At 53.4% G+C, this 22774-nt stretch carries 14 protein-coding genes and 3 pseudogenes; 7 read left to right on the forward strand and 10 right to left on the reverse strand.

Features of this window, described 5'->3' with window-relative positions:
• Positions 1 to 104 precede the first annotated feature (104 nt).
• Complete coding sequence (locus tag AC2FJW_RS04720) at positions 105 to 2753, reverse strand: AsmA family protein (protein ID WP_496749362.1); 2649 nt, start codon at positions 2751 to 2753, stop codon at positions 105 to 107.
• 422 nt (positions 2754 to 3175) lie between these two features.
• On the opposite strand from AC2FJW_RS04720, the gene AC2FJW_RS04725 reads away from it, so the two are divergent.
• From AC2FJW_RS04725 to AC2FJW_RS04740, 4 genes are all read left to right on the forward strand, one after another.
• Entirely contained in the window at positions 3176 to 3442 is a 267-nt protein-coding gene (locus tag AC2FJW_RS04725; protein WP_246097203.1) for a potassium channel family protein, read from the forward strand.
• 103 nt (positions 3443 to 3545) lie between these two features.
• Positions 3546 to 4703: an AI-2E family transporter gene (locus tag AC2FJW_RS04730; protein WP_496698605.1), complete on the forward strand. Its 1158-nt coding sequence runs from the start codon at positions 3546 to 3548 to the stop codon at positions 4701 to 4703.
• Positions 4700 to 5764 (forward strand): HlyD family secretion protein, encoded by a 1065-nt coding sequence (locus AC2FJW_RS04735; protein WP_496749363.1) that lies wholly within the window; start codon positions 4700 to 4702, stop codon positions 5762 to 5764. Before AC2FJW_RS04730 ends, AC2FJW_RS04735 begins: the two co-directional genes overlap by 4 nt.
• Positions 5754 to 6764 (forward strand): DUF2955 domain-containing protein, encoded by a 1011-nt coding sequence (locus AC2FJW_RS04740; protein ID WP_496749364.1) that lies wholly within the window; start codon positions 5754 to 5756, stop codon positions 6762 to 6764. The genes AC2FJW_RS04735 and AC2FJW_RS04740 overlap by 11 nt, the downstream gene beginning before the upstream one ends.
• Before the next feature lie 74 nt (positions 6765 to 6838).
• Here the strand turns inward: AC2FJW_RS04740 and AC2FJW_RS04745 are convergent.
• Together AC2FJW_RS04745 and AC2FJW_RS04750 are read right to left on the reverse strand one after the other, a co-directional pair.
• Positions 6839 to 7595 (reverse strand): annotated as a pseudogene (locus AC2FJW_RS04745) (IS5 family transposase).
• Between the two features lie 313 nt (positions 7596 to 7908).
• Positions 7909 to 8172 (reverse strand): annotated as a pseudogene (locus tag AC2FJW_RS04750) (tyrosine-type recombinase/integrase); the annotation flags it as partial.
• A 397-nt stretch (positions 8173 to 8569) separates the two neighbouring features.
• On the opposite strand from AC2FJW_RS04750, the gene AC2FJW_RS04755 reads away from it, so the two are divergent.
• The 3 genes from AC2FJW_RS04755 (at position 8570) to AC2FJW_RS04765 (ending at position 12469) form a co-directional block, all read left to right on the forward strand.
• Positions 8570 to 10492 carry a DUF3604 domain-containing protein gene (locus AC2FJW_RS04755; RefSeq protein WP_142640387.1) on the forward strand — a complete coding sequence of 641 codons (1923 nt, stop codon included), beginning with the start codon at positions 8570 to 8572 and terminating at the stop codon, positions 10490 to 10492.
• 160 nt (positions 10493 to 10652) lie between these two features.
• On the forward strand, positions 10653 to 11483 hold the full coding sequence (locus AC2FJW_RS04760) for a peptidyl-prolyl cis-trans isomerase (protein WP_496749365.1): 831 nt from the start codon (positions 10653 to 10655) through the stop codon (positions 11481 to 11483).
• Entirely contained in the window at positions 11480 to 12469 is a 990-nt protein-coding gene (locus AC2FJW_RS04765) for a HupE/UreJ family protein (RefSeq protein WP_496698628.1), read from the forward strand. The genes AC2FJW_RS04760 and AC2FJW_RS04765 overlap by 4 nt, the downstream gene beginning before the upstream one ends.
• Positions 12470 to 13106: 637 nt before the next feature.
• On the opposite strand, the gene AC2FJW_RS04770 is transcribed toward AC2FJW_RS04765, so the two are convergent.
• The 7 genes and pseudogenes from AC2FJW_RS04770 to AC2FJW_RS04800 form a co-directional block, all read right to left on the reverse strand.
• Positions 13107 to 14507: a TRAP transporter large permease gene (locus tag AC2FJW_RS04770; protein ID WP_496698626.1), complete on the reverse strand. Its 1401-nt coding sequence runs from the start codon at positions 14505 to 14507 to the stop codon at positions 13107 to 13109.
• A gap of 11 nt (positions 14508 to 14518) precedes the next feature.
• Positions 14519 to 15151, reverse strand: a complete 633-nt coding sequence (locus AC2FJW_RS04775) for a TRAP transporter small permease subunit (RefSeq protein ID WP_496749366.1) — start codon at positions 15149 to 15151, stop codon at positions 14519 to 14521.
• 68 nt (positions 15152 to 15219) lie between these two features.
• Entirely contained in the window at positions 15220 to 16230 is a 1011-nt protein-coding gene (dctP, locus tag AC2FJW_RS04780; protein WP_281995470.1) for a TRAP transporter substrate-binding protein DctP, read from the reverse strand.
• 126 nt (positions 16231 to 16356) lie between these two features.
• The gene (locus AC2FJW_RS04785) at positions 16357 to 17697 is read right to left on the reverse strand and encodes a sigma-54-dependent transcriptional regulator (RefSeq protein WP_496749367.1); all 1341 of its coding nucleotides are present in this window, start codon (positions 17695 to 17697) and stop codon (positions 16357 to 16359) included.
• Positions 17694 to 19424, reverse strand: coding sequence for a sensor histidine kinase (locus AC2FJW_RS04790; protein WP_496749368.1), 1731 nt, complete (start codon positions 19422 to 19424; stop codon positions 17694 to 17696). Before AC2FJW_RS04790 ends, AC2FJW_RS04785 begins: the two co-directional genes overlap by 4 nt.
• 331 nt (positions 19425 to 19755) lie before the next feature.
• Positions 19756 to 21816, reverse strand: coding sequence for an adenylate/guanylate cyclase domain-containing protein (locus AC2FJW_RS04795; RefSeq protein ID WP_496749369.1), 2061 nt, complete (start codon positions 21814 to 21816; stop codon positions 19756 to 19758).
• Between the two features lie 572 nt (positions 21817 to 22388).
• A pseudogene (locus AC2FJW_RS04800) lies at positions 22389 to 22592 on the reverse strand (hypothetical protein); the annotation flags it as partial.
• Between the last annotated feature and the right edge of the window lie 182 nt (positions 22593 to 22774).

The following is a 22774-nucleotide window of genomic DNA, read 5'->3' on the forward strand; positions in this document are numbered from 1 at the left end:
TCACTCAGCGACGGCGGCTCTGGGCTCAAAGCGGAAATCCCTTTTCGGGAGCATTATCATCTTTCTTTAATTCTAGATTGTTCCTGAACCAACTGCCTCCACCACTACTGCAGTTGCAAAATATCCGGTACGCAGAGTTTTCTTTTGGCAGGCATTTTGTCTGCACCATCTGATCGTTTCAGTCGCTTCGGGCCGTCCTTGACCTTGATTTTCGGCTTAGCTAGCGGGCCTTTTAGAGTCACTGGCCAGGGGCTTTTCGAAAGAGGTTCGCCAATCTTACGGGGCTGTAGATCTAAATCCAAGACCTTGCCAGCCACATCGACCCCGCCAAAAACGACAACTTGGACATGATCCGTTTCCAAGGTGGTTTGTTTCGTCGAAATACTTCCATTGGAGATACTAATCGGCGCGCGCAAGCATATGATTGGGGCAACCTTTTGTTTTTCTTTGGTAAACACCCAAGGTAGCACACCCAGCCCCGCCAAATCCAAAAGCTGGGTCTCGATCGAGCCATCACGTAATGAAACTGTGGCGTTGCCGTTCATGCTGTTGGCAAAGTGCTTGGGTGAATCGGTTCCTCCTGACACCGAAAAATCTGCATAAATCGTACCGCTTGCACCTTTTTTGAAGTTCAGACCGTGAAGAATATCATCCAGCTGCCAGCCGCCTGCCTTGCCGGTCAACGTGAGCAGGTGCGCGTCGTTCGATAGATCCATTTGCCCGCTGACGTCGAAATGAGCGCCACCGTATTCAAATTTCAAAGGCCCAGCTTTAAGCTCATTTTTGTTAAGCGTCAGTTCGCTCTGCAAACTGCTAATGCCTTTGGCACCCTCTATGTGCCAAAGGTCAATGTCGACATCCATATCCATACCGGACAAAAGAACTGAACGTCCAATTGGTTTAAGCGTCACATCTCTTAAAGGGCTAGTGCCACCGGCTTCTTGATTGACATCTTCCTCATCGGGCTCCGTACCGCCTAGCTTCCGCAACTGTGCGGCGGCCTGAACGATGGTTCGGATATGATCTATCTTTATCAGGTCACTCTCTATGGAACCCTTCAGCACAGGATCACTTGTTGCATCATCAAGATCGGCGACAATTTCCAGGACAGATTCAGCAACCTCGACATTGGCACTCGCGTTCCAATCGGTGCCTTCGCTAGCGAGGTCAATCTCAAGGCGAGCCTGTCCGGTTTCCACACGTTCAAGCGATAGTGCCTCCAAAAGGTCCGCTCCTGACGGGACTTCAACATCAATTGCCAAATCCAGGTCCTCGAATTTGAGTACATTCTTGACAGTGCCGTGTACTTCGAGGTTCCAGACTTCTGTTTCACTTGTCTTTCCATCTAAATTCGTCAACGAAAGCTGACTGATGTCGCCATTCAAATGAAAGTCGCCGGAAAACCTGCCGAGTTGGTCGTCCGGTCCTAACAGTTCTGGTGAGATCAAACTGCTTGCCGGAATACCCATTAGACCTTCTGCTGATATTCCTTGTAACTGCAGCGCGTCATCGACCGAACCGTCCAAAATGATAAACGGATCAGCCGGGTTCCCAATTCTCAAGTTGATGCTTCCGACCCTTAAGGTGCCTTCTGGTGTTCTGGAAAGTTCGGAGAATTTGATCGGAGGCGGACCCTCGCCAGACGTGTCCAATGTGAATCCGTTGGTCTTAATGACCATTTGCCGCTGCGGAATCTGCCCGGGGACGCTGTCGATAACCATGTCGACCGCGATAAGTTTAAGATCATACCGCGATGCGGCTGTGCCCGGTTCAGCATCTTCAGGGTACAACCGAATGCGGGTTGTCAGCGATACGTCTTCCGGGTTCCCCAATTCTCCGATTTGCCCTGTCAGCGAGAGGCTTTGCCCGCCATCCAACTCCGTCAAAACACTTAGATCATCAATCCGGGCAATGCCGTCGACCGATTTGAATGTTGCACCAATGCTCCCTGAACCTTCCAGGACACGGTCAAGCTTCAGGATATCGAGAAGCTGGCCAAGTTCTACAACCTCTAGGGTCGTCTTCACTTGCAGCCCGTCTTCTATGGGGGTTTCCTCTGCGGTAATCGAAATCTGTTCGAAGTTCACCGCTACCTGAAACGGGTCTTCCGCAGGGAATGTCGCGTTCAGATCAAACCTCTCTCCATTTAGCGAACCGGCCCCAACTGCGGTCGCAACGTCGGTTTCCGTATCGCGTTTTAGAAGCAGCTCAGAAAGCTGCAGATCCAGCTCAAGCCCATTTAGATCGTTTTGGTAAAAAACGGTGAATTCGGTCAGGTCAATTTTATGGTCCGTTAGAACTCCAGCCAAAGGCATTTTCGGAGACTTAGCAGCTTGCCCGGCTTCTACATCTGATTGGGAAAGGGACTGCCAGTTTCCGACGCCGTCTTTGCCTGTGATCAGGTTCAGGTGAACGCCCGAGAGAGAAAGGTTGCTCAGCGATAGATTACTGTTCCAGAGGTCGCGCGTGGAAATTTCGAACTCTATTTCGTCGATTGCTGCCAGATTCTCGTTCGCTCTCCGCGAACCAGGCAGTACCAGCCCCGCCGCTGACACCTCTAATTGCCGGCCAAGGCCTAGACGCACTTCATCTTCTATGATGACGTCCTGACCAAGTTTCTTGGAGATCAGGTTTTCAACGAAGGTGGTCCTTACAGAAGAAAACAACGTAGAAGACAGGAAAAGCCAAGCTGCTAACACAGCCACAAACGCGACAGCGCAACAAACAAATACACCTTTTGCAACGTACCGCACGCTTTTCTCCTAATGTTCCGATTCATACCTTGGGCAACCTAAACCATTTATTTGTTAGGTTAATGGATTATATGGTCGGTAAATTTCCCGACCTCTGAATGATCTTGACCGTACAGCTGATAACTCTCGCTGATTTGGTCGGACAGCTAAATCACGGGTAGATGACAAAGTAACTTTTGAACCGCTGACCCAGCTTCCAATCAGCTGGCTTGAAGCGAGTTTGACCGACCAGAACTGGACACGTTGCAGGGGTTGCGACTTCAGCGGCTCGACGCATTCCCAAGCTATTGGCAGCCAGATTTCTTCGATTTCCCACATTTATCTAATTACTGTTATATGTGAATTCTTCAAACGACGAGGACAGGATGAACTCACTAACTAGAATAACACGTGGGATAGGCGTCGCTTTCAAAGACGGTAGAGTGAAAGGCATTCTTGCCTTCACGGTTGGAATGATTTTATGGGCCTCGGTCTTCTACCACTTTGTCGAGGGTTGGAGTTGGCTCGACTCAATCTACTTTTCTGTAGTGACAATTTCGACCGTAGGGTTTGGTGACTTCTCACCTGAAACCGCGGCAGGGAAGATCTTCACAATGATTTACATCATCGTGGGCCTCGGTGTCTTCGTGACCGCGGCGACCACAGTGGCAGATACAATCTTGTCCCAAGACGACAAAAAAGCGGATTAATAGACTACACTCAAATGAGCCAAACCAAGTTCCTGCACAGGCATTGGCCCGTCTGTGCATCTCAAGCCGCGGCCTGGATTCATTTGCGCCTTCAAGCTGATAGATGATCACTAAAACTCAAAAAAATATACATATTATGTTTTTTGAGTATAACATTCAAAAAAATATATGGAGGGATGGAATGGAAAAGACACAGGACGCAAAGATTGTCGATCTAGCGATACGATTGCTCTTTCTCGGACTATTTCTCTACAGCGCTCTGGTCATGGTGGCCCCGCTTGCAAGCGTGGTTATCTGGGCAACTATCCTCTGTGTGGCGCTTTACCCGGCATTTGATTGGCTGCAGTCCAAGCTGGGAGGTCGGAAAAAGCTTGCCACAACGATCTTGGTTTTGCTGGGCCTTGTTTTGACCCTGGGGCCAGTCGCAACTGCGGTGTCTGGTGCTGCAGAACTAGGGGCTGAATTCGCGGAACAAGCTGACAAGGGTGAGCTGAAAGTCCCCCCTGCGCCCGAGGGCCTCAAGGAATTGCCATTGGTTGGAGACAAAATTTCCGATGTCTGGGGGATGTTTGAGCGCAATCTTGACGGCGCGCTTACGAAATATGGCGCGCAAATCCTTGAGATCACCAAGTCGCTGTTTGGAAAGGTGTTGGGCATCGGCATCGGGCTTCTTGGCTTAGCTCTGTCCGTATTGATTATGGGGGCGTTGTTCAGCCCCGGGCCAAATATGGTCCAGGGTCTTCAGCGCTTTGCCAACCGTGTTTTCGCTCCGCGCGGTGGAGAATTCGTAACACTGGCAGGCGCAACTATTCGGAACGTTACAAAAGGTGTGATTGGCGTAGCTGCCATTCAAGCGGTCTGCGTTTGGATACTGTTGGCTTTGTTTGGGATTTCTTCGGCCGCCACATTGGCATTCATCTGCCTGATACTCTCGATTATCCAAATCGGGCCCGGATTGGTTCTTATACCGGTAATCATCTACGCATGGAGTTCCATGTCCGGCGGAACTGCTTTGATCTTCACCATACTGGCTGTTCCCGTCACTATAATGGACAGTTTCCTAAGACCCGTGTTCATCTCAAAAGGCCTCGAGACTCCCATGTTGGTCATCCTCATCGGTGTTCTCGGAGGTATGATGGCGTACGGTTTGATCGGCGTCTTTATGGGGCCGGTTCTTTTCGCCGTCTTTTATGAGCTGTTCAAGGTTTGGATTGATACCTCGCCCGAAGCTGAGGGCGCTGCAGAAAGTGCGGCGAAATGAGGAAGACGATATGGACAACCCTGGCTGTCATTCTGATTTTTCTTGTCTGGTACCTGATCGCTGATCGGAAAACGCCATTTACCGGGAACGCAAGAGTAAAAGCCGTGGCGACCCAGATCGTCCCTCAGGTGACTGGCACTGTGACTGAAGTATTGGTCGAAAATGGTCAGATTGTCTCGGCCGGAGATGTCCTTGTCCGGATCGATGCGCGACCCTACGAGATTCAGCGCGACAAGGCGGAAGCTGATCTTGAAGCAGCCACTCAAGAAGTGGGCGCATCTTCGGCAGAGGTAAGAGCCGCACAGGCCAAACTGGCAAGGGCGCAGAGCGATCTGGATACGATGCGCATCCAAACGGAACGCGTATTTGCGCTCGAAAAGAAAGGGTTGATTGCCGTCTCAAAGGCCGATGATGCGCGAGGGCAACTGGGGGAGTCCGAGGCTAACTATGAGAACGCAAAAGCGGATCTGGAAAAAGCAAAACAGAGACTTGGTGACGACGGGATTGAAAATCCGAAAATCCAGCGCGCGTTGGCGGCCTTGGCGGATGCAGAGCTTAACCTTGAGTGGACTGAGTTGCGCGCTCCGGCGACAGGTGTCATCTCGAATTTGCTGATAGCCCCCGGAACATATGCGCGATCCGGCCAGGATCTGTTGACGTTTCTGGACGCAACTGACGTCTGGATTGAGGCGTATTTTTCCGAGAACAACCTAGGAAGAGCCTCGATAGGGTCTCCGGTTGATGTCGTGTTGGACATGCATCCAGGTCAGGTTATTCCCGGCGTCATTGAGAGCTTTAGTGCGGCTGTTTCCCTAAGTGGCGGTGATGTGCCCGGGCAATTGGCGAGCCCTCCAAGCACTAAAGGTTTTTTGCGCGAGCCTGAGAGATTCCCAGTCAGGATCGTTTTACCTGGCTATGAAGCCGGAAGCGCCGAAGATGACCTTCGCTTTCAACTGAATGGGCAAGCCGATGTGATCATGTACCTAAGCGACAACTCGTTGCTGAACCTCGTAGGTCGCACCTACATCCGCGTGGTTTCAATTCTGTCCTATGCGTACTGAGGACCAACGCTCTGTCACCCGGCTTGCGCTGGGTGTTACCGGCGTCTTTTCATTGGGCCTATTTCTTGGGTGGCCGCTTGCCGTCGTTGGGGCGGTGTTCGCCGCCCTTTTTCTGCAAGCACCTGCCGCATTGCCTTTGACAGCATTTGCGAAGCTCTTTGTCTTCTCTATTGGGTTGATGTTCATTTCGTTTCTGGTGTCGTCAATTTTCTCACCATATCCGCTTGTATTTCTGATGCTGGTGGCGATTGGAATAATCCTGTCTTTCATGTGGTCAGTTTCCGGCGCCGGAGTATTACCCGGTGTCATAGCTCTCATGGGAGCATTGATGATCCCGAACCTGGTTCTGCAATCACAGGACCTGGCTTTGGTGCTCGTGTATTGGATACCGTTGAACCTGCTGTTCGCAGGCTTCGTATCGACACTGATGTTCGCGCTGATCCCCGCCGAACCTCAAACAGCGGCCCAGAAGAAGGCCGCATCGTCGCCGAACTTCGACCCACATCGCCGTATAGTCAGGATGTCGCTTGTAACAGTGCCGTTTGCCTTGGCGTTTTTTGTTTCCGGCGCATCTGCACTACTTGTTTTGTTTTTTGTCGCCCTGCTGAGCCAGCAACTTGCGGCAATGCCCGCTGCAGGCAAAACAGTTGCAAAAGCAATGCTGACGGCAAACCTTCTTGGGGCGGCAGTATCCATCATTTGCTATGAGATAAACGTAATAGCTCCGGTTATTCTAATGCCCATTCTGCTGTGTTTTTTCTTTTGCCTGACACTCGGAGCACTCGGTAAATCTCAAGCCCCACTCGCCGCCGCTGCCGGCTCTGCTATTACAACGGCTCTGATTGTATACGGCGGGTCGGTTGCACCGTTTTCAGACGAGGCTGACGTCAAGAGCATCATTCGAGTTTTGCAAGTTGCCAGCGCCGCCTTCTTTGTAATCATCGCATATGTCGTGGTAGATGAATTCTGGCCGGAAAAAGAGCGCCAGGCGGCTCAATGATGTTTGTTGCAACAAGGCTTGGCGCTGAAACCGACAGAGTTCTCAACTTGACCAATTCTACTTAGGGTCAAGATTCATAACCAGTACATAACGGTTGCCTCGAGTGCGAAGGCTGAGAGGAAGACCTTGGGACAACGGTCGTAGCGTGTCGCCACGCGCCTCCAATCTTTGAGCCTGCCGAACACGATCTCGATCCGGTTGCGGCGTTTGTATTTGCGCTTATCGTATTTGACCGGTGTCTTGCGTTGCATACGGTCTGGGATGCAGGCGCGTATCCTTTTGTCTTATAGCGCTTCACGGAACCAATCAGCGTCATAGCCGCGATCCCCGAGCAGCCAATCCACGTTTGGTATGCTGCTGAGCAGAGCCCGAGCACCGATGTAATCGCTGACCTGCCCGGCGGTAACGAACAGGTTGAGCGGGCGACCTTAGCTATCACAAATAGCATGCAGCTTGGTATTCATGCCGCCTTTGGTTCTGCCAATCAGGCGGCCATGCCCCCCTTTTTGACACCCAAGCTGGACGCCGTGCGATGGTCTTTTAGATATGTGGCGTCGATCATGACCATCTTCTTTTTACCGTGCTCGGCAGCCAGACCAACCATCATCCGTGCGAAGATGCCTTTCTCACTCCAACGCTTCCACCGGCTGTAGGGCGTCTTGTGAGGTCCGTATTCCCTAGGGCATCTCGCCAACGCAACCCATTGCGATTGATGAAGATAATCCCGCTCAGCACCCTTCTATCATCGACCCGTTGCCTGCCGTGCGACTTCGGGAAGAAAGGGGAAAGCTTGGCCAACTGCTCGTCTGTCAACCAATAAAGGTCGCTCATGTCATCGCTCCATATTTGGAGCTGTGAATCACGCAGCGCAGCAAAAATCAATGCATCCTGAGCCTAACATAGATCCAAGCGAAAGCTTCCTTCGCACCAAAAGTCAATTCATGGCAAGCGTTGTTGAATAGCCGCTAACTGAGACTGTGAATGCTTCTTATGCGGGAGTAGCGAAAGTCTGCTTTCCGCCCTTATTACCCAAATATACAAGCCGCAACATCGGTCAATACGGGCTTGAATCGAACAACTGCTGCGGCGCGAATGTGAGTCCGGTCCGGATTGGCGAACGGCAAGTGCCGCCCGCTAACGTGGTTCAAATGTCGATCTGCTCGGCGATGCTCAGCGCATCTTCAAGTTCGACACCAAGGTATCTGACAGTGCTGTCTACCATTGTGTGTCCAAGCAGGAGTTGAACTGCTCTGAGATTTCCGGTTTTGCGGTATATCTCCGCTGCTTTGGTCCGGCGCAGCAAATGGGCGCCGTATCCACTGGGCTCCAGCCTGATCGCCGCCACCCAATCTCGCACAAGTCGACCATATTGGCGTGTTGAGATATGCGAGCGGTCGTGAAACCGGCTCTCGGAAGTCAGCCGAGAACACCATTTCTGCCGATGCATTCGGCAGCTACCAGCCCAAAATGATCCATGCCGCGATAGCCAAGAATGTCATCTAAGCGCAGCTATGCCAACTTTGCAAAAGTGCATACATGGCTCACGATGGACATTCGCCAATTCAAACCGCAAATTCTCCAAAGCTTCTGTTATAAATTTTGAACCCAACAATCGAGGCTATGACTTATCGAGTCATTTTCAGACCAACTTCGGCAGCCACACTCCTACTTGCATCATCGTGACAAAGCCGAGAGCTGAGTATTCCCACAAATTGAAAATTGATGTTATATAGAGAAATAGGAATATTAATTCTTGAGATGTAAGTCACCGGCACCACCGGGCGATCTTGAGTTGGGAGGTCAATATGCTTCGAGCTTTTGTTTATTCTATCTCACTGGGGCTGGCATCATCGACGGTCTTTGCCGACGCTGTTCCTAGCGAAGAAGCGGCGGAAGGCTTGTTCTCAAAGCAGCCTTATTCTCCATATGCGAACCGGACTTTCCCTGAGCGCCCGCTGTGGGGAGACTCGCATCTTCACACCGGACTTTCGCTGGATGCAGGTGCTTTCGGGAACACACTGTTACCTGATGAAGCTTGGCGCTTTGCAAAAGGTGAGCAGGTCATTTCATCCACGGGTCAACCAGTAAGACTGGCCCGGCCTCTCGACTGGATGGTTCTCACGGATCACACTGACCTGATGGGATTTGCCCCGGACCTTCAGGCTGGTAAGCCGGGCGTCCTTGCGGATCCAAAAGGATTGGAATGGTACGAAGGTTACAAGGCAGGTGGCGAAGAGGCCGGCAAAGCGGCGTTCGACATCATCACCAACTTTTCGCAAATGACCCTGCCAGAAGTTCTTCTGGAGTCTTACAGCCCGGGTGCAGACGCTTTTGCTTTTACATGGGAGCAAATCGTTCTGGCTGCGGAAGAACATAACGACCCCGGCAATTTCACAGCGTTCATTGGATTCGAATGGACCTCTGTACCCAAGGGTTTCAATCTGCATCGAAACGTCATGCTGCGTGATGGGCCGATCAGGGCGCTTCAGATGGTGCCGCCGGTCACGCAACCACCCTTTGGTGATACCGACCCAAAGGCGCTATATGCATGGCTGGAAGACTATCAAGAAAAAACGGGCGGTCGGGCGGTAGCTTTCGCCCATAACGGCAACCTTTCGAACGGGTGGATGTTCCCGACCGAAGACACCTATCACGGTGGCAAGGTAGACGAGGAATATGTGGCCGCCCGCGCGAAATGGGAACCCCACTATGAAGTCACGCAGATCAAGGGCGACGGCGAAGCGCACCCCTTCCTGAGCCCCGATGATGAATTCGCGGATTACGAAAACTGGGACGTCGGCAACCTCGACATAACCGAGTTGAAAACCGATGACATGCTGGCTGGCGAATACGCCCGAGAAGCTTTGAAGCGCGGTTTGTTGTTAGAAGAAAAGTTCGGCGTTAACCCATATAAGTTCGGCATGGGCGGCGCAACGGACAGCCATACGTCTCTGGCAACTGCCGAAGAAGACAACTTCTTTGGAAAATCCGTCAGTGTTGAACCTTCGGCCACGAGAATAAAGCATCCTTTCATCGCCAATGACCTTGGTGAAATTCCTGGCGACCTTCTTGTCGCATCGGGATACACGGCAGTTTGGGCGACCGATAATACTCGCGCTGCAATCTTCGATGCGTTCAAGCGACGCGAAACCTATGCAACCACAGGACCTCGGATCGGCCTGCGGTTCTTTGGCGGTTGGGGTTTCAGTGACGCGGATGTTGAAACACGCTTCCTTGCAGATGTGGGCTACACCAAAGGTGTTCCGATGGGCTCGGATCTGCGACCTCGCGAGGGTGAAGGTGCGCCCGCATTCCTGATCGCTGCACTACGCGACCCGGTTGGTGCCAATCTGGATCGCGTGCAGGTGGTAAAGGGTTGGCTGGATTCTGAAGGGGCCTTGCAGGAAAAGGTTTACGATGTGGCGTGGTCGGACAACCGTGTTGCTGACCAAAACGGCAAGATCCCTGCGGTTGGAAACACAGTCGATGTTGAAACCGCCAGTTGGACCAACACGATTGGAACTGCCGAACTTGTAACCGTTTGGTCTGATCCTGAATTCGATCCAAATGCACGCGCATTTTATTACGTACGTGCGATCGAAATTCCAACACCGCGTTGGATTCTTTACGATAAGCTGAGATTTGGCGCCGAATTGCCCGAAGACGCGGTGCTCACACATCAGGAACGCGCTTACTCTTCCCCGATTTGGTATACACCGGCAGAGTAACACTGCCGATCACGGCGTTGGCAACCGAGGTAGAAGCCTTTACCTCGGCCCATTCACCAGACGATTGATTTGTGCGTCGCGTTGATTTTCTTGCAATGCTCAATCGACTGATGTCAGCATCGATACGTAAAACCGGAGCGCGTTTCATGCAGGAGCCTTCATGCGAATATTGAAAGAACCCCTGTTCCATTTCTTCCTGATTGGAGCAGCTATTTTCATTTGGTTCCAAATGGTTGCGCCGGAAAACGAGACTGTCGAAGTTTTTGTAACAATTACAATCGACGAAAACGATATCGCGCTTTTGTCTGATCAGTTTGAAGCACGGTGGAAACGGCGCCCAAGCGGTGCCGAGCTGCAAGCTTTGACTGATGCAACAATTCGCGAAGAGGTACTGGTCAGAGAAGCAAGAAAGCTTGGCCTTGATCGCGGAGACACTGTGATCCGGTCTCGCCTCAGTCAAAAAATGGATTTCCTGACCGAAGCGATCGCCACGTCAGTTGTTCCGGAAGACGAAGATTTAGAGGCCTTTTTGCAAAACAACTCGGAGCGCTATGCGACGCCCAGCAAGCTGGCCTTCATTCAGGTCTTTATTGGTGAGGAGCCAAACAAAGCTGAAGTCGAGGGGGTATTGGCCGCCCTGCGCGCGGGAGATGAGGTTTCCGACCTGGGCGGCTCGACACTGCTGCCCGCATCTATGCCTTTGACCGCGACCAGAGTGATAGACTCGGTCTTTGGATCTGGCTTTTCCAAGGGTCTTACAACATTGGATAAAGGTCAGTGGGCTGGCCCGATCCAGTCGGGTTACGGGGTCCATCTGGTTCAGGTGCAAGACATCGAACCTAGCCAAATACCCCCATTGTCAGAAATTCACGATGCCGTGCTGCGGGATTGGCGTCGCGTGATGAGCGAAGATCTGGCGCAGGCGCAATATGAGATTCTTGCTGCCAACTATGAGATCATAGTGCCGGCTCTCTCAGGTCAAACCAAATGAAAGCTGTATTTGGCCTACTGATTGCGTTGCTGATTGCGTGGGTCGCAGGAAATGCCTCGGCGCATGCGCTTGATCCGGGGTACTTGGAAATTCGCCAAATCACATCGGGCACCTGGAGCGTTCATTGGCGAAAACCCGATGTGAATGGTCAACCCATGGCGATCGATGTCATGGCGCCGGATGGTTGCACCCCGGCGCGCGGCCCTACCCCAATTTCCGATGGCAGAGCATGGGTTTCTTCCTGGGTTATCGAGTGCCGCGGGGATATTGCGGGCCAACCCTTCCAGATAGAAGGTCTGGAGGTTCAAAAGAACGACGTATTGGTCCGTGTGCAGCCCCTGCAGGCTGAGCCCACGACGCTTCGGTTCACACCAGAGACGGCCGTTCAGAACATACCTTCTGAACAGACCACATGGTCTGTTTTCACCGCGTATTTCCAGTTGGGTTTTGAACACATACTGGAAGGTTGGGATCATCTGCTGTTTGTCTTCGCGTTGTTTATTCTGGTCCGTGATCCGTGGAGACTGGTAGGAGCAGTCACAGCATTCACACTGGCGCATTCAATAACACTGGCACTGGCAACGCTAGGTTTTCTGAATGTCCCTGGTCCGCCGGTCGAGGCCATCATAGCGCTTTCTATTGTTTTTCTGGCGATGGAAATTGTTAAGGGTGGCGACGGGCGTTTCCGACTTTCAAAGCAGAAGCCCTGGATCGTTTGTTTCGGGTTTGGGCTTTTGCATGGCCTTGGTTTTGCAGGCGCTTTGGCCGATATCGGACTACCCTCAAACGATATTCCTGCGGCCTTGCTTGCCTTCAACCTGGGCGTCGAGGCCGGCCAGTTGAGTTTTGTCGGGGCCTTGGCACTTCTTGTCGCGATCTGGCGATTGATGGCACGTCCAGTTAGCCAAAGGGCGATTGTGATTACAGCCTATGGCATCGGTTCGGTATCGATGTACTGGCTCATAGAACGCATAAGTGGATTCTGAAGCGCTTTGCCTCGGTGTCGGTTCAGGTGCAACCGCGCAGAATGCGCCTGCGCACAAAAACCCACTTCGTCGCATGCCCAACGTTTGTTTGCCTGGGCAGCCATAGTTGCTTCCTGTCCAATCTGCGGATCGGACATGTCCGCGTTTGGTTGCGAGGGATCATTGAAACCAAACAAGTGAAGGGCAGATTTGTCCGCAACCTGTAAATCTGGGAAGTAAATCTCGCAGCGGCATGCTTGAATGGGCGGTTTTCACACCGCGCAGCGGCGCTGAGAATGATGCGGCTGTGACGACTTTCGTGCTGCGAGCGCACGCAGCGAGAAAACCAAATTCACGCTTTGGGCTCACAACAGACTCCGGTGCCACTGCAGAAAGGGCCCCCGCCCCACCAATAACTGATCATGCGGACGGCTCAAATCTGCCGTTCATGGGTACTATCCACGCACGCATGCGGCTCCGTCAAACCAGACATTGAAAAGCGGTCCAAATCAGTCGACACGCCTTTACAAGACTGAACAGATAGTGACGCCAGCTATCTATGCTTTTGGTTGCCGTTGCTTATTCATGAATGGCACGCATCTTGCATCTTTGTCTAAGCCGCACCGGCAAACCGCGCTCCAAAATCATCCCATGTAATTCAAACCTGTCCAGGAAGCCACAGAACGATAGCAGGGAACGCAACGAGCATTGCGATCGTCGCTGCATCCGCCAGAAAGAAAGGCGTTACACCTTTAAAAACATCCTGAACGCTTAGGTCATCACGCACGCCAGCCACTACAAAGCAATTCAGCCCGATAGGTGGGGTGATCAGGCAAAACTCGGCCATTTTGACTACCAGAATGCCAAACCAGATGGCACACATCGGGCCGGACATTCCAAAGGTACTATCGGCCGCACTTACCGCTTCACCACCGTTCAACGCCATGACGGCTGGGTAAACTACGGGCAACGTCAGCAGCAGCATACCTATCGCATCCATGAACATGCCCAGTACAGCATAAGCCAGCAGGATACAGATCAGAATGAGCATTGGTGACATCTCAAGCGAGGTGATCCAGTCGGAGAACGCGCTGGGTAGTTCGGCAAAACCCAGAAAACGAACATAGACCAGCACGCCCCAGATGATGGTAAAGATCATGACGCTCAGCTTGGCTGTCTCCAGCAACGCGTCTTTAAGTTCGGACCAGCGCATGCCCTGAAATAGCGCCATCAGAAAGACAACGAAGGCACCGATTGCGCCACCCTCGGTTGGCGTGCCCCAAGCATCGCCTCCGAATGGGTTGTAGACAAAGAAGATGATGGTAACGACGACAAACAAGATAGGCAGTGCGGGCGGAAGAGACATGAAACGCTCTTTCCATGTAAAGCCTGAGACTGCGGGACCAAAGTCTTTGATCACAACAGCCATGCCAATGATCAGCAAGCCATAGATCAAAGCTGAGAACATGCCCGGAATGAAACCGGCTAACAGCAGTTTGCCCACGTCCTGTTCCACGATAATCGCGTAAATAACCAAAATGGCCGAGGGAGGGATGAGCGACGCCAACGTGCCGCCTGCAGCGACGACACCTGCAGCAAAGCGCTTGTCGTAGCCGATCTTCAGCATCTCGGGGATGGCGATGCGGGCAAAAACGGCGGATGTGGCAACCGAGGCTCCGGAAACCGCAGCGAACCCGGCGGTGGCAAAGACGGTCGACACCGCCAGCCCGCCTGGAACCCAGGCGAGCCATCGCTTGGCGGCTTCGAACAGCGCTTTAGTCAGGCCCGCGTAATAGGCGAGGTAGCCAATAAGGATGAAGGTCGGGATAAGGCTCAGCGCTTGGCTCGAAATCTTAGAATGAGGTACCTGCCCGGCGGTTTTGACCGCCACAGTTACTGCTTTGCCGAACCGCGCTGGATCGTATCCAAATTTGGCCCAGAAGATCCAGATTAGACCAACCATGCCGGCAGTCGCGGCGGCAAAAGCCACACGCATTCCAAGCACCACAAGAACAAGCATTCCGCCCGAGACGATCAGGCCAATATCAATGGGTTCCATCAGAATTTACCTCAGTTGTCGTGGCCCGAGACATGCTCGGCTTCCATCGCAGCCTGGGTGGCGGCATCGGGAATCAACGGGACGGCGATAGGCGGCTGGTCAGGATGGCGAATCGCACGACCGTAGGCACAAAGCTGCAGAAAGAGCCTTATGCAAAGCACACTGAAGGCGACGGGGGCCAACAGCTTGGCGGGCCACAGCGGGATACTGATGTCAATGGAACTGTCGCGGCTCCACAGTGGGGCACCATAGTCGAAACTGCGCGCGAAGTGCGCCCAGCTTCCCCAGATCAGCAAGACGATCAGCGCCAGAATGACGGCGGTTGTCACGAATTCAACGATATAGAGCGTTCGGCCTTTAAGTGCACCAACGAACATGTCCATTCGGATGTGGCCGCCATCGCGCTGCGCATAAGATATCCCCATGAAGGCAATCAACGGCATGGCCTGTTCAATCCAGTCGACATACCCGGGAAGCGGCGCATTGGCGATGTTCCGACCACCGACGGAGACAACGGCCATGACCATCAGAGAGAAAACCGCAAGACCGCTGACCAAAGCCAGAAAGCTCTCCAGTTTGTAGAGATGTTGATCGAGAATGCTGAGACGGCTGTCGTCGGACAGCACCAGGGATGACCCGGCCATCGTTGTGCTCCGCTATCAGGGGAATAGGCACCCGACGCCAGCTTGGCCGACGTCGGGTGGTGAGTGGGTTAGCTACCGTTGGCGATCTTGCCGGTCACGAGGTCATAGAGCTCTTGCGCCGGAAGACCGCGTTCGGTGTTTTCCGCAATCCAGGCTTCTGCTGCGGGTGCGGCGGCGGCCTCTTTGAATGCCGCGATTTCTTCATCGCTGAACGTGACCCGTTCGATGCCGCGTTGATCCAGCTCGGGGCCCCAAGCTTCCATCGTTTTGGTCTGGTATTGGGAAACGTAGTGATCCAGCGCTTCGTCTATCGACCCCAGCAGAGCTTTACGATGTTCATCGGACAGATCTTCCAGTGCCAGAGTATTCACGACGACCGGGCAGTTGACTGTTCCGGGGTTCAGGTTCGTCGTCCACCACGTACCGTTCTCAATAGTGCCAAAGGACATATGGGCGTGTGGTGCAAAGCTGACGGCTTTGACGATGCCGCTGTCCATTGCCTGACGTACTTCGGATGCGGACATCGAAGTCGGAACTGCGCCAACCGTCTCCATCGCTTTACCGATACCGCCGGTGGCGCGCACACTCAGACCTTCAAAATCGGCCAGAGATTTCGGCGCGTCACCTACCCCGACAAGGTTGTACTGCGGTAGCGGCGACGGCATCAGCAGAGTCGCGTCCCAGCGTGCCAAATCCTCGACAACGGCTGGATGTTGATAAACGGCCATCGACAAGTCGACTTCCTGTTCAAGGGATGTCACGCCCAGAAACGGCAGTTCCAAGACAGTGATTGAGGGGTTCTTGTCGCGGTGGTAGCCAGCGCAGAACTGGGCCATTTCAAACGCACCAATCGAAATCCCATCGAGGTTTTCTTTGTTCTTCGACAGGCCACCATAACTGATGTTCAGGGTAAACTCACCGTTGGTCTTTTCGTTCACCAGTTCAGCCAGCTTTTCGACATGCTCTGTGAAAGCACGGCGCTTGCCCCACAGGGATACATTCCATTCGACGGCCAGTGCTTCGGATGCAACGGTCAGCGACAAGGCGGCAATGGCCGCCCGGTTAAGGTGTTTGCGCATAGTGGCTCCTCCCAGATCATGCAATTCGTTTGGGCGGAGTATTCAGAATGCGCGACGTCCTGACTATGAAGGAAAATGCGCGCGTTTTCCCGGGCGCCCTGCGGATTTCCGCAGAGCTGTTTTCGCCTACAACAGAGCCTCTTTATCGAGACCAAGTTTGACGATCTTTTCGTTGAGCGTTCGGCGGCCAATCCCAAGCGCTTCGGCGGCGGCATCCATGCGGCCTTTATGCGCCTTGATGGCTTTGCCGATGAGCTCGCGTTCAAAAGCGGCAACGGCATCGCGCAGGGTATCCGGCACTTCGTCGAAGTGCTGATCGCTTTGGATAGCCTGCGCCAACGAACCGCCTCCGCGCCGGGCCGCCAAAATGCGCCGTTCGCAGACATGGCGCAATTCACGCACATTGCCGGGCCAGTCATGTGCAAGCAGAGCCGCCAAATCGTCCTGATCAAGTTCTGGTACGTCTATCTCATAAACCTGCGCGTATTCGTTTAAGAAATGCGTTGCCAACAGAACCAGATCATCCCGTCTTTGTCTAAGCGGGGGTAAGGACAGGACGACAGTATTCAATCGAAACAAAAGGTCCTGACGCAGGCGGCCTTGCTCGGCTGCCAGTACAACGTCTTCGTTGGTTGCTGACACGACCCTGAAGCTTACCGGCACCGGCGACACAGCCCCCACAGGCAGCACTTGTTGATCTTCGATGACCCTTAGCAGCTTGGCCTGCGCCGCTGGTGGGCACGAGCAGATTTCATCCAGAAACAAGGTCCCACCCGATGCCGCCCCAAGCCTTCCGTCGGATTCACCCGCGACGCCGAACATTTCCGCTTCAAATGTATCGGCCGACAATGCGGCGCAATTCAGCGCCAGAAACGGTGCCTCCGGCGAGCGGCCCAAATCATGTAAAGCATGAGCAACCAGCTCTTTCCCGGTGCCGGTATCTCCCTGCAACAAAACCGCAACCGATGTATCAGCAAGATCAAGTACTTCTTGTCGCAAGTCTGTAATGGCGTCCGTTTGGCCCAGCAGGATGCGGTCAAGGCCTGACAGTTTGAACAGCCGGTCTTTGAGGCGGGCATTACTTCTTCGCATTCGGTATTGTTCGGCCGCGTGCCTCAGCACCGTAAGCAATCGCCGTGGTTCATATGGCTTTTCGATGAACCCATATGCCCCGTCCTGTATGGCCTGAACCGCCATCGGGATATCACCATGTGCCGAAATCAATACCACCGGAGGCGCCACATTCCTGTCCAGGCTGGCCAGCAGCTCAAGTCCCGACATGCCGGGCATACGCACATCGGATAAAATGACATCGGGCGAGGCGTTGGCCAGATGTTCCGTCACCTGAGTCGCACGTGGCAAGGCGCTGACAGTCCAGTCGGCGGCTTCGAGCAACTCAACAAGGGACTGTCGCATTGATTTGTCATCGTCAACGACCAAGACTTTGAAGGGTTGCTGCTGGGTCATTCGTCCGTTTCTTCAGTAATTGAGGCTATCGGGAAGGTGACACGGAAAATTGTTCCGCCGCCATTTCGATTTCGGGCCGTCATTGTGCCATCGTGATCTTTGACAATGCTAGTGGAAATGGCCAGTCCCAAGCCCATGCCTCTCCCGCTCTCTCTTGTGGTTACAAATGGCTCTTGCAACTCTGCCAGCGTTGCCTCGCCCAACCCGTGACCGTTGTCCTGAATTTCCAACACGACCTCATCATCAGAAGCCATGACAGCGATATGGATTTCAGGCGCATCCGCTTCATCCGTAGCATCTATGGCATTGCGCAAAAGATTTGTGATGACCTGTTCGATCCGCAGGGCACTGCCCCGGATAAACGCCGGACCAGTCGACGCATCAATTGAGATTTTCACCTTACCCTGTTCGATGTTTGGGGCAACCAGAGCCAACGCGGCATTAACCGAAGTGCGTAAGTCTACGTCGTCGAACGCCTCACTCTCCGACCGTGCAAAAAACCGTAACTGGCGTGTGATCCCTTCCATCCTGTCAACCAGGTTGCCGATTTTTTGTGGCAGCTTGGTTTCACCGGAAGATGAAATCTCTGCAGCCACCAGATGATTGCGCATCGCCGCGATGGGCTGGCCCAGCTCATGCGTCACCGACGCGGATAGTTGCCCTAGAGCGGCCAGTCGGCTTGCGCGCTCCAACTCGCCCTGGGTGCGTCTGAGGCTCCGCTCGGCTGTCTTGCGGTCGTCGATTTCGATGGCAAGCCTTTCATTTGCTTCGCGCAGCATTGCTTCTTCCTCTTCGGACCGCGCCAAGGCAGCGCTTACACGTCTCGCACGTTGTATCTGGAAGAAGATAAATGTGAGCCCCGCCAAGAGGACAAAAACTGCAGTTACAAGCCAACTGCGCGCTACAGCCTGATCGTCACTTGCAAAATAGTGAAGCGACCAGCCATGAGGCAAATCCGTTGCTGCAAGATGCAAGCGCTTCGTCCCCGCAATTCTGGCCTGATCTCCCGGCAACTCAACCCAATCCAACGCATCTAAGGCTTGCCCCGGAAACTGCCGGGCGTTTCGAATTCGCTCTCGCTGTGGTTCTGACAATGGCGTCAACGCGCGATATTGCCAATCCGAGTTCGAAGAAAGCAGAATGACACCGTCTTCATTGGCCAAAAGAACCTGTTCGCCCGAGTTTTTCCAACTATCCTGAAGATTAGAGAAATCGATCTTAATCGCTATGACACCAGTTGAATCACCCTGGTCGTCAAGCACTGCGTTGGCGATGAAGTATCCTGGCAGACCAGTCGTCGCCCCGATGGCATAGAAGCGGCCCTGTTTACCAGAAATGGCACTTTGGAAATATGGGCGGAAAGCGTAGTTCTGGCCAACAAAGCTCCCTGTGTCGCGGTAGTTCGATGCGGAAATCGTGATCCCGTCTTCGTCCATCAGGTAGATAGCATCCAGCTCCGCCCGCTCCGCAAAATCCTCAAGGCGTCGGTTTAAAGCTCCGGTGCCGTCTCCTTCGGCTGTTCCAATTACAAAGGAATCCTGTGACAGCACATATGTGAGGTGGGAAAATCGTTCGAGTTCGCTGTTTACCGAGCTTTGGTAGAGAGAGAGCCGGCCCTGAGCTTTCGAAAGCTCCTCCGAAACGAAGTACTGGTAAGAAACCAAATAAAGGCCAATGCTGGCGGCAATGGCTACCAAAATACCTACAATATACGAAGCTGATCGCATTGAATGCCCATGAACTGCGACAGCATAGGATCACAGTAGGTATTAGCCGTCCATCCCAAGAGTTCTAATCCGATATTTGGATGTTCAGGCCAAACAAGAATGACCGAGTAATTTGAGAACGCGAAGCAATGAACGAACCCGCCGAAACAACTATGTGCATTGCGCAAGCAGACTCGGCCCAAACCGGACATTGGCTACAGCGTGGTGATGCTGCGGTCGTAACCCACTTTCCGGACATTCGCTGCGAGAGCGAAGCCCCTGGCGCGCTGAGCACATACAACACAAGACTTGTCGGACTTTCCCAAAGCCCCTTAACTTAAACGGAAGTTACCTACTGGTTCTTGTTGGTGCTAGTAACCGCACGCCAGCCTTCCTTTGGCGGCCTGTCTAACAGGTCTTGGGCGCGGGTCATCATGGCGACTGAGGCGGGGTCTCCGTTTCGCGCCTGGTCTGCGGCCGAAAAGGCGGCAACGGCCTCTTCAAACCGCCCTGTCCGATAATGTGTAAGGCCCTGTTCATAAGCCTCTATCCAGGCAAATGATCCAACACGCCCATCCGCCATCGCGATCAGTTCGTAGACCACCAGCTCTTCAACACGTCCAAACACGGTAAGCGTGTCCAACTCACGGACCACGATTGCGTCAGCGGCCTGTCGCCTCGTTTCCGGCCCGACCAGGATCAGCGTTCCATAGTCTTTGTTGGCCCCTTCCAACCGACTGGCTACGTTCACGACATCACCAATCGCGGTGTAGTTCAACCGCTGCTCTGATCCGATATTTCCGACCAGAGCCTCGCCGCTGTTCACCCCGATCCTGACGCGTAGGGGGTTGCCGGCCTCATCTTCAATTCCGGACGCGCCCACCGCAGCGACAAGATCCAGCGCTGCGCGGCAAGCATTTTCAGCGTGATCGGCATCTTTACGCGGCGCCCCCCAAAACGCCATCACGGCATCGCCTATGAACTTGTCGATCGTCCCACCGTTTTGAGTAATGGCCGCTGAGGCTGCGCTGAAGAAGGGCTCCATCAGCTGGACAATATTTGGGCCAAGTTTTTCGGACAGCCCTGTGAAACCCGCTACATCGCAAAACAACACAGAGATCTGTTTCATTTCTCCGCCCGGCTGTATCTTGATGCCCTCAGCAACCAGCATACGCACGAGATCGGTGGGCACGTATTTTCGGAAAGCGGACAAACCAGCGGCCATGCTCGCGGTTGCCGCAGAAAGATTGGCAAGCTCAGACAGTCTGGAGGGTCTGCGCTCAATGCGTTCGACGTCAAAGCGTTCGATTTTGCCAAGATCTTCGGCGATGCGTGCCAACGGATTTGCGACAATGCTTCGGATCAGCCAGATCGCCAGCCCGGTTGCGACGACTACCACACCGATCAAAACGTATATCAAGTTTATCAGCGCTTCATCGATGCTCGACAGAAACGCCGCTTCGGGTATGACCGTGGCAACGCGCCAGCCGTAAAACCCCAGTGGCGTCAGCGCCACCGCATAAGGCACGCCGTCGATGACGACACGTTTCGTCAACGTGCCCTGGGCATTCGCTTGGGGATCTGCCAACAACCTTTCGCCTGAGATCATGGCAACTTCATAGAGCTTCCCTTCGCCCATGCGCGCCGGGGTAATCTCATCCGCTTCTGCATCAGGTACTGCAATAACTTTGCCGTCAGCGTTCAGAATAAATGCCGCGCCGAATTCGCCGGGGGCAAGCGTGGCGAGAAAACGTGACAAACGATCCGTTTCGATTGCAACCGCCAGAACACCTTGCCGCGTTCGGTTAACGTCTATCGGACCAGCAAAGGCGTAAACGGTTTTTTTACTATCCGGAAGGTCGCGCGTTTCGATCCACCCCGCAGAGCTGAGACCCATGAAGTTTTCAAACCAGGCATGTTCGCGCGGATCATAGGATGTTTCGGCAAAGGTCCTCTCCTCGAACTGAATGTCACCGGGGATAAAGATGTAGCGATCCTTCCGCAGCATTCGGTCGCGGATCCCCTTGTCGATTTCAATCATCTCAAGCCCGCCGTCACCTAGACGGTGCGACGCGAAAAAATTGCCATCGGGCCAGCCAAAGAACATCCATGAGATATTCGGCTGCGCCTGCAGTTGCGACAGAAAAACAAACTCGCGCTTGTCGGCCTGTCGCGTCGCGATGACGTTCTGGACAAAGATCGTGCGAACGGCTGCCCAGGCGGCCTCGGCCGACCTAAGCGTCACCCCCACCTCGATGCGGACAGTGTTCGCGATCTGGCCGTTGATTTCAGCTGCAAGCATGCGGCTATTGTCGCGCGCAGTCGTCCACCATAGGGAATGGACAATAAAGGTCGACACTCCGATAGACACAGCCACCAGAATTGACACAGCGATGCCCACGCTAAGTCGCACTTAAATCTCCGCCAAATTACTCATATTCTTCAGTATTGAATTGAGATTGCTAGGAGGGCACAACTTTTTTAGACCTATCCCGAAATCTCACGCAACTGTTAGGTAGCAGCAAAGCATTGTGTTGAAGCGGGCGCTTGAACATTGACTACTGTAGCTGACCTTTGCGATTTTTCCAGACGCTGTGTGCAAATGAACGGGCGGCCCGAACCTGCCATTGGCAGATTTGTCCCACCACTGCGCTGCAGCTCATCAAAGGAGACATTCGCCGCAGCCACAAAATCGGCAGGTCTACGAACTAACAGCTCGCGAAAGGAATCTGCCGTTCATCTACTCTGCCCTTCCGACCGCATATTGCGGGAAGAGCCACCGTTGGTCCGAATTCGCAAGTTCGGTATGATCTTAGCGGCTTTGTCGCAAAATTCTCTGAAGTGTGAGGGCTGGTTGGAATTTACTAAGTTCAAGCGGTTTGGTTCGCAAACTGCTTGAACGGGCAGATTCCGACTCCGAACTGACCCTTTCTGACCATCTGCGCAACTTCAATCCCATCGAGCGTTGCAGAGGCGGACGCAGTTTCGCTTCTGGCGACGTGCCTTGTCGGCAATCAATGGCGCATATTTGACGATCCAACGGTTCAGCGTCGCGTGATCAACCTTAACTCTGCGCTCAGCCAGGATTTCTTCCAGATCCCGATACGACACTGAGTAGCGCAGATAGAAAAACACCTCGTGCAAGATCACATCTTTTGGGAAATGCGAGCCCTTGAATGAGATCGCCACCGGATGCTCCTGTCAATTTTGGGCTGGTCAAAAATATTGTTTTCTCCAGTGACAGAATAATTAAGTCTATTGAGAACCAGTACCGCCAACTACTAATCCAAGTATATAAGGGCGCTTCTTGATAAACGTGGCCTTTGTGCCGAATGGGCAAAGCATTGGTTTTTCACCCGTCGCGCAAACAA

The sequence above is a fragment of the Ruegeria sp. CDSA020 genome, from assembly GCF_059612345.1.

Excerpts from the sequence above, each read along its gene's own strand:
- AC2FJW_RS04790 (WP_496749368.1), bottom strand. The coding sequence starts at position 19,424 with ATGCGATCAGCTTCGTATATTGTAGGTATTTTGGTAGCCATTGCCGCC.
- AC2FJW_RS04770 (WP_496698626.1), bottom strand. The coding sequence starts at position 14,507 with ATGGAACCCATTGATATTGGCCTGATCGTCTCGGGCGGAATGCTTGTT.
- AC2FJW_RS04755 (WP_142640387.1), top strand. The coding sequence starts at position 8,570 with ATGCTTCGAGCTTTTGTTTATTCTATCTCACTGGGGCTGGCATCATCG.
- AC2FJW_RS04775 (WP_496749366.1), bottom strand. The coding sequence starts at position 15,151 with ATGGCCGGGTCATCCCTGGTGCTGTCCGACGACAGCCGTCTCAGCATT.
- dctP (WP_281995470.1), bottom strand. The coding sequence starts at position 16,230 with ATGCGCAAACACCTTAACCGGGCGGCCATTGCCGCCTTGTCGCTGACC.
- AC2FJW_RS04740 (WP_496749364.1), top strand. The coding sequence starts at position 5,754 with ATGCGTACTGAGGACCAACGCTCTGTCACCCGGCTTGCGCTGGGTGTT.
- AC2FJW_RS04765 (WP_496698628.1), top strand. The coding sequence starts at position 11,480 with ATGAAAGCTGTATTTGGCCTACTGATTGCGTTGCTGATTGCGTGGGTC.
- AC2FJW_RS04785 (WP_496749367.1), bottom strand. The coding sequence starts at position 17,697 with ATGACCCAGCAGCAACCCTTCAAAGTCTTGGTCGTTGACGATGACAAA.
- AC2FJW_RS04760 (WP_496749365.1), top strand. The coding sequence starts at position 10,653 with ATGCGAATATTGAAAGAACCCCTGTTCCATTTCTTCCTGATTGGAGCA.
- AC2FJW_RS04730 (WP_496698605.1), top strand. The coding sequence starts at position 3,546 with ATGATCACTAAAACTCAAAAAAATATACATATTATGTTTTTTGAGTAT.
- AC2FJW_RS04735 (WP_496749363.1), top strand. The coding sequence starts at position 4,700 with ATGAGGAAGACGATATGGACAACCCTGGCTGTCATTCTGATTTTTCTT.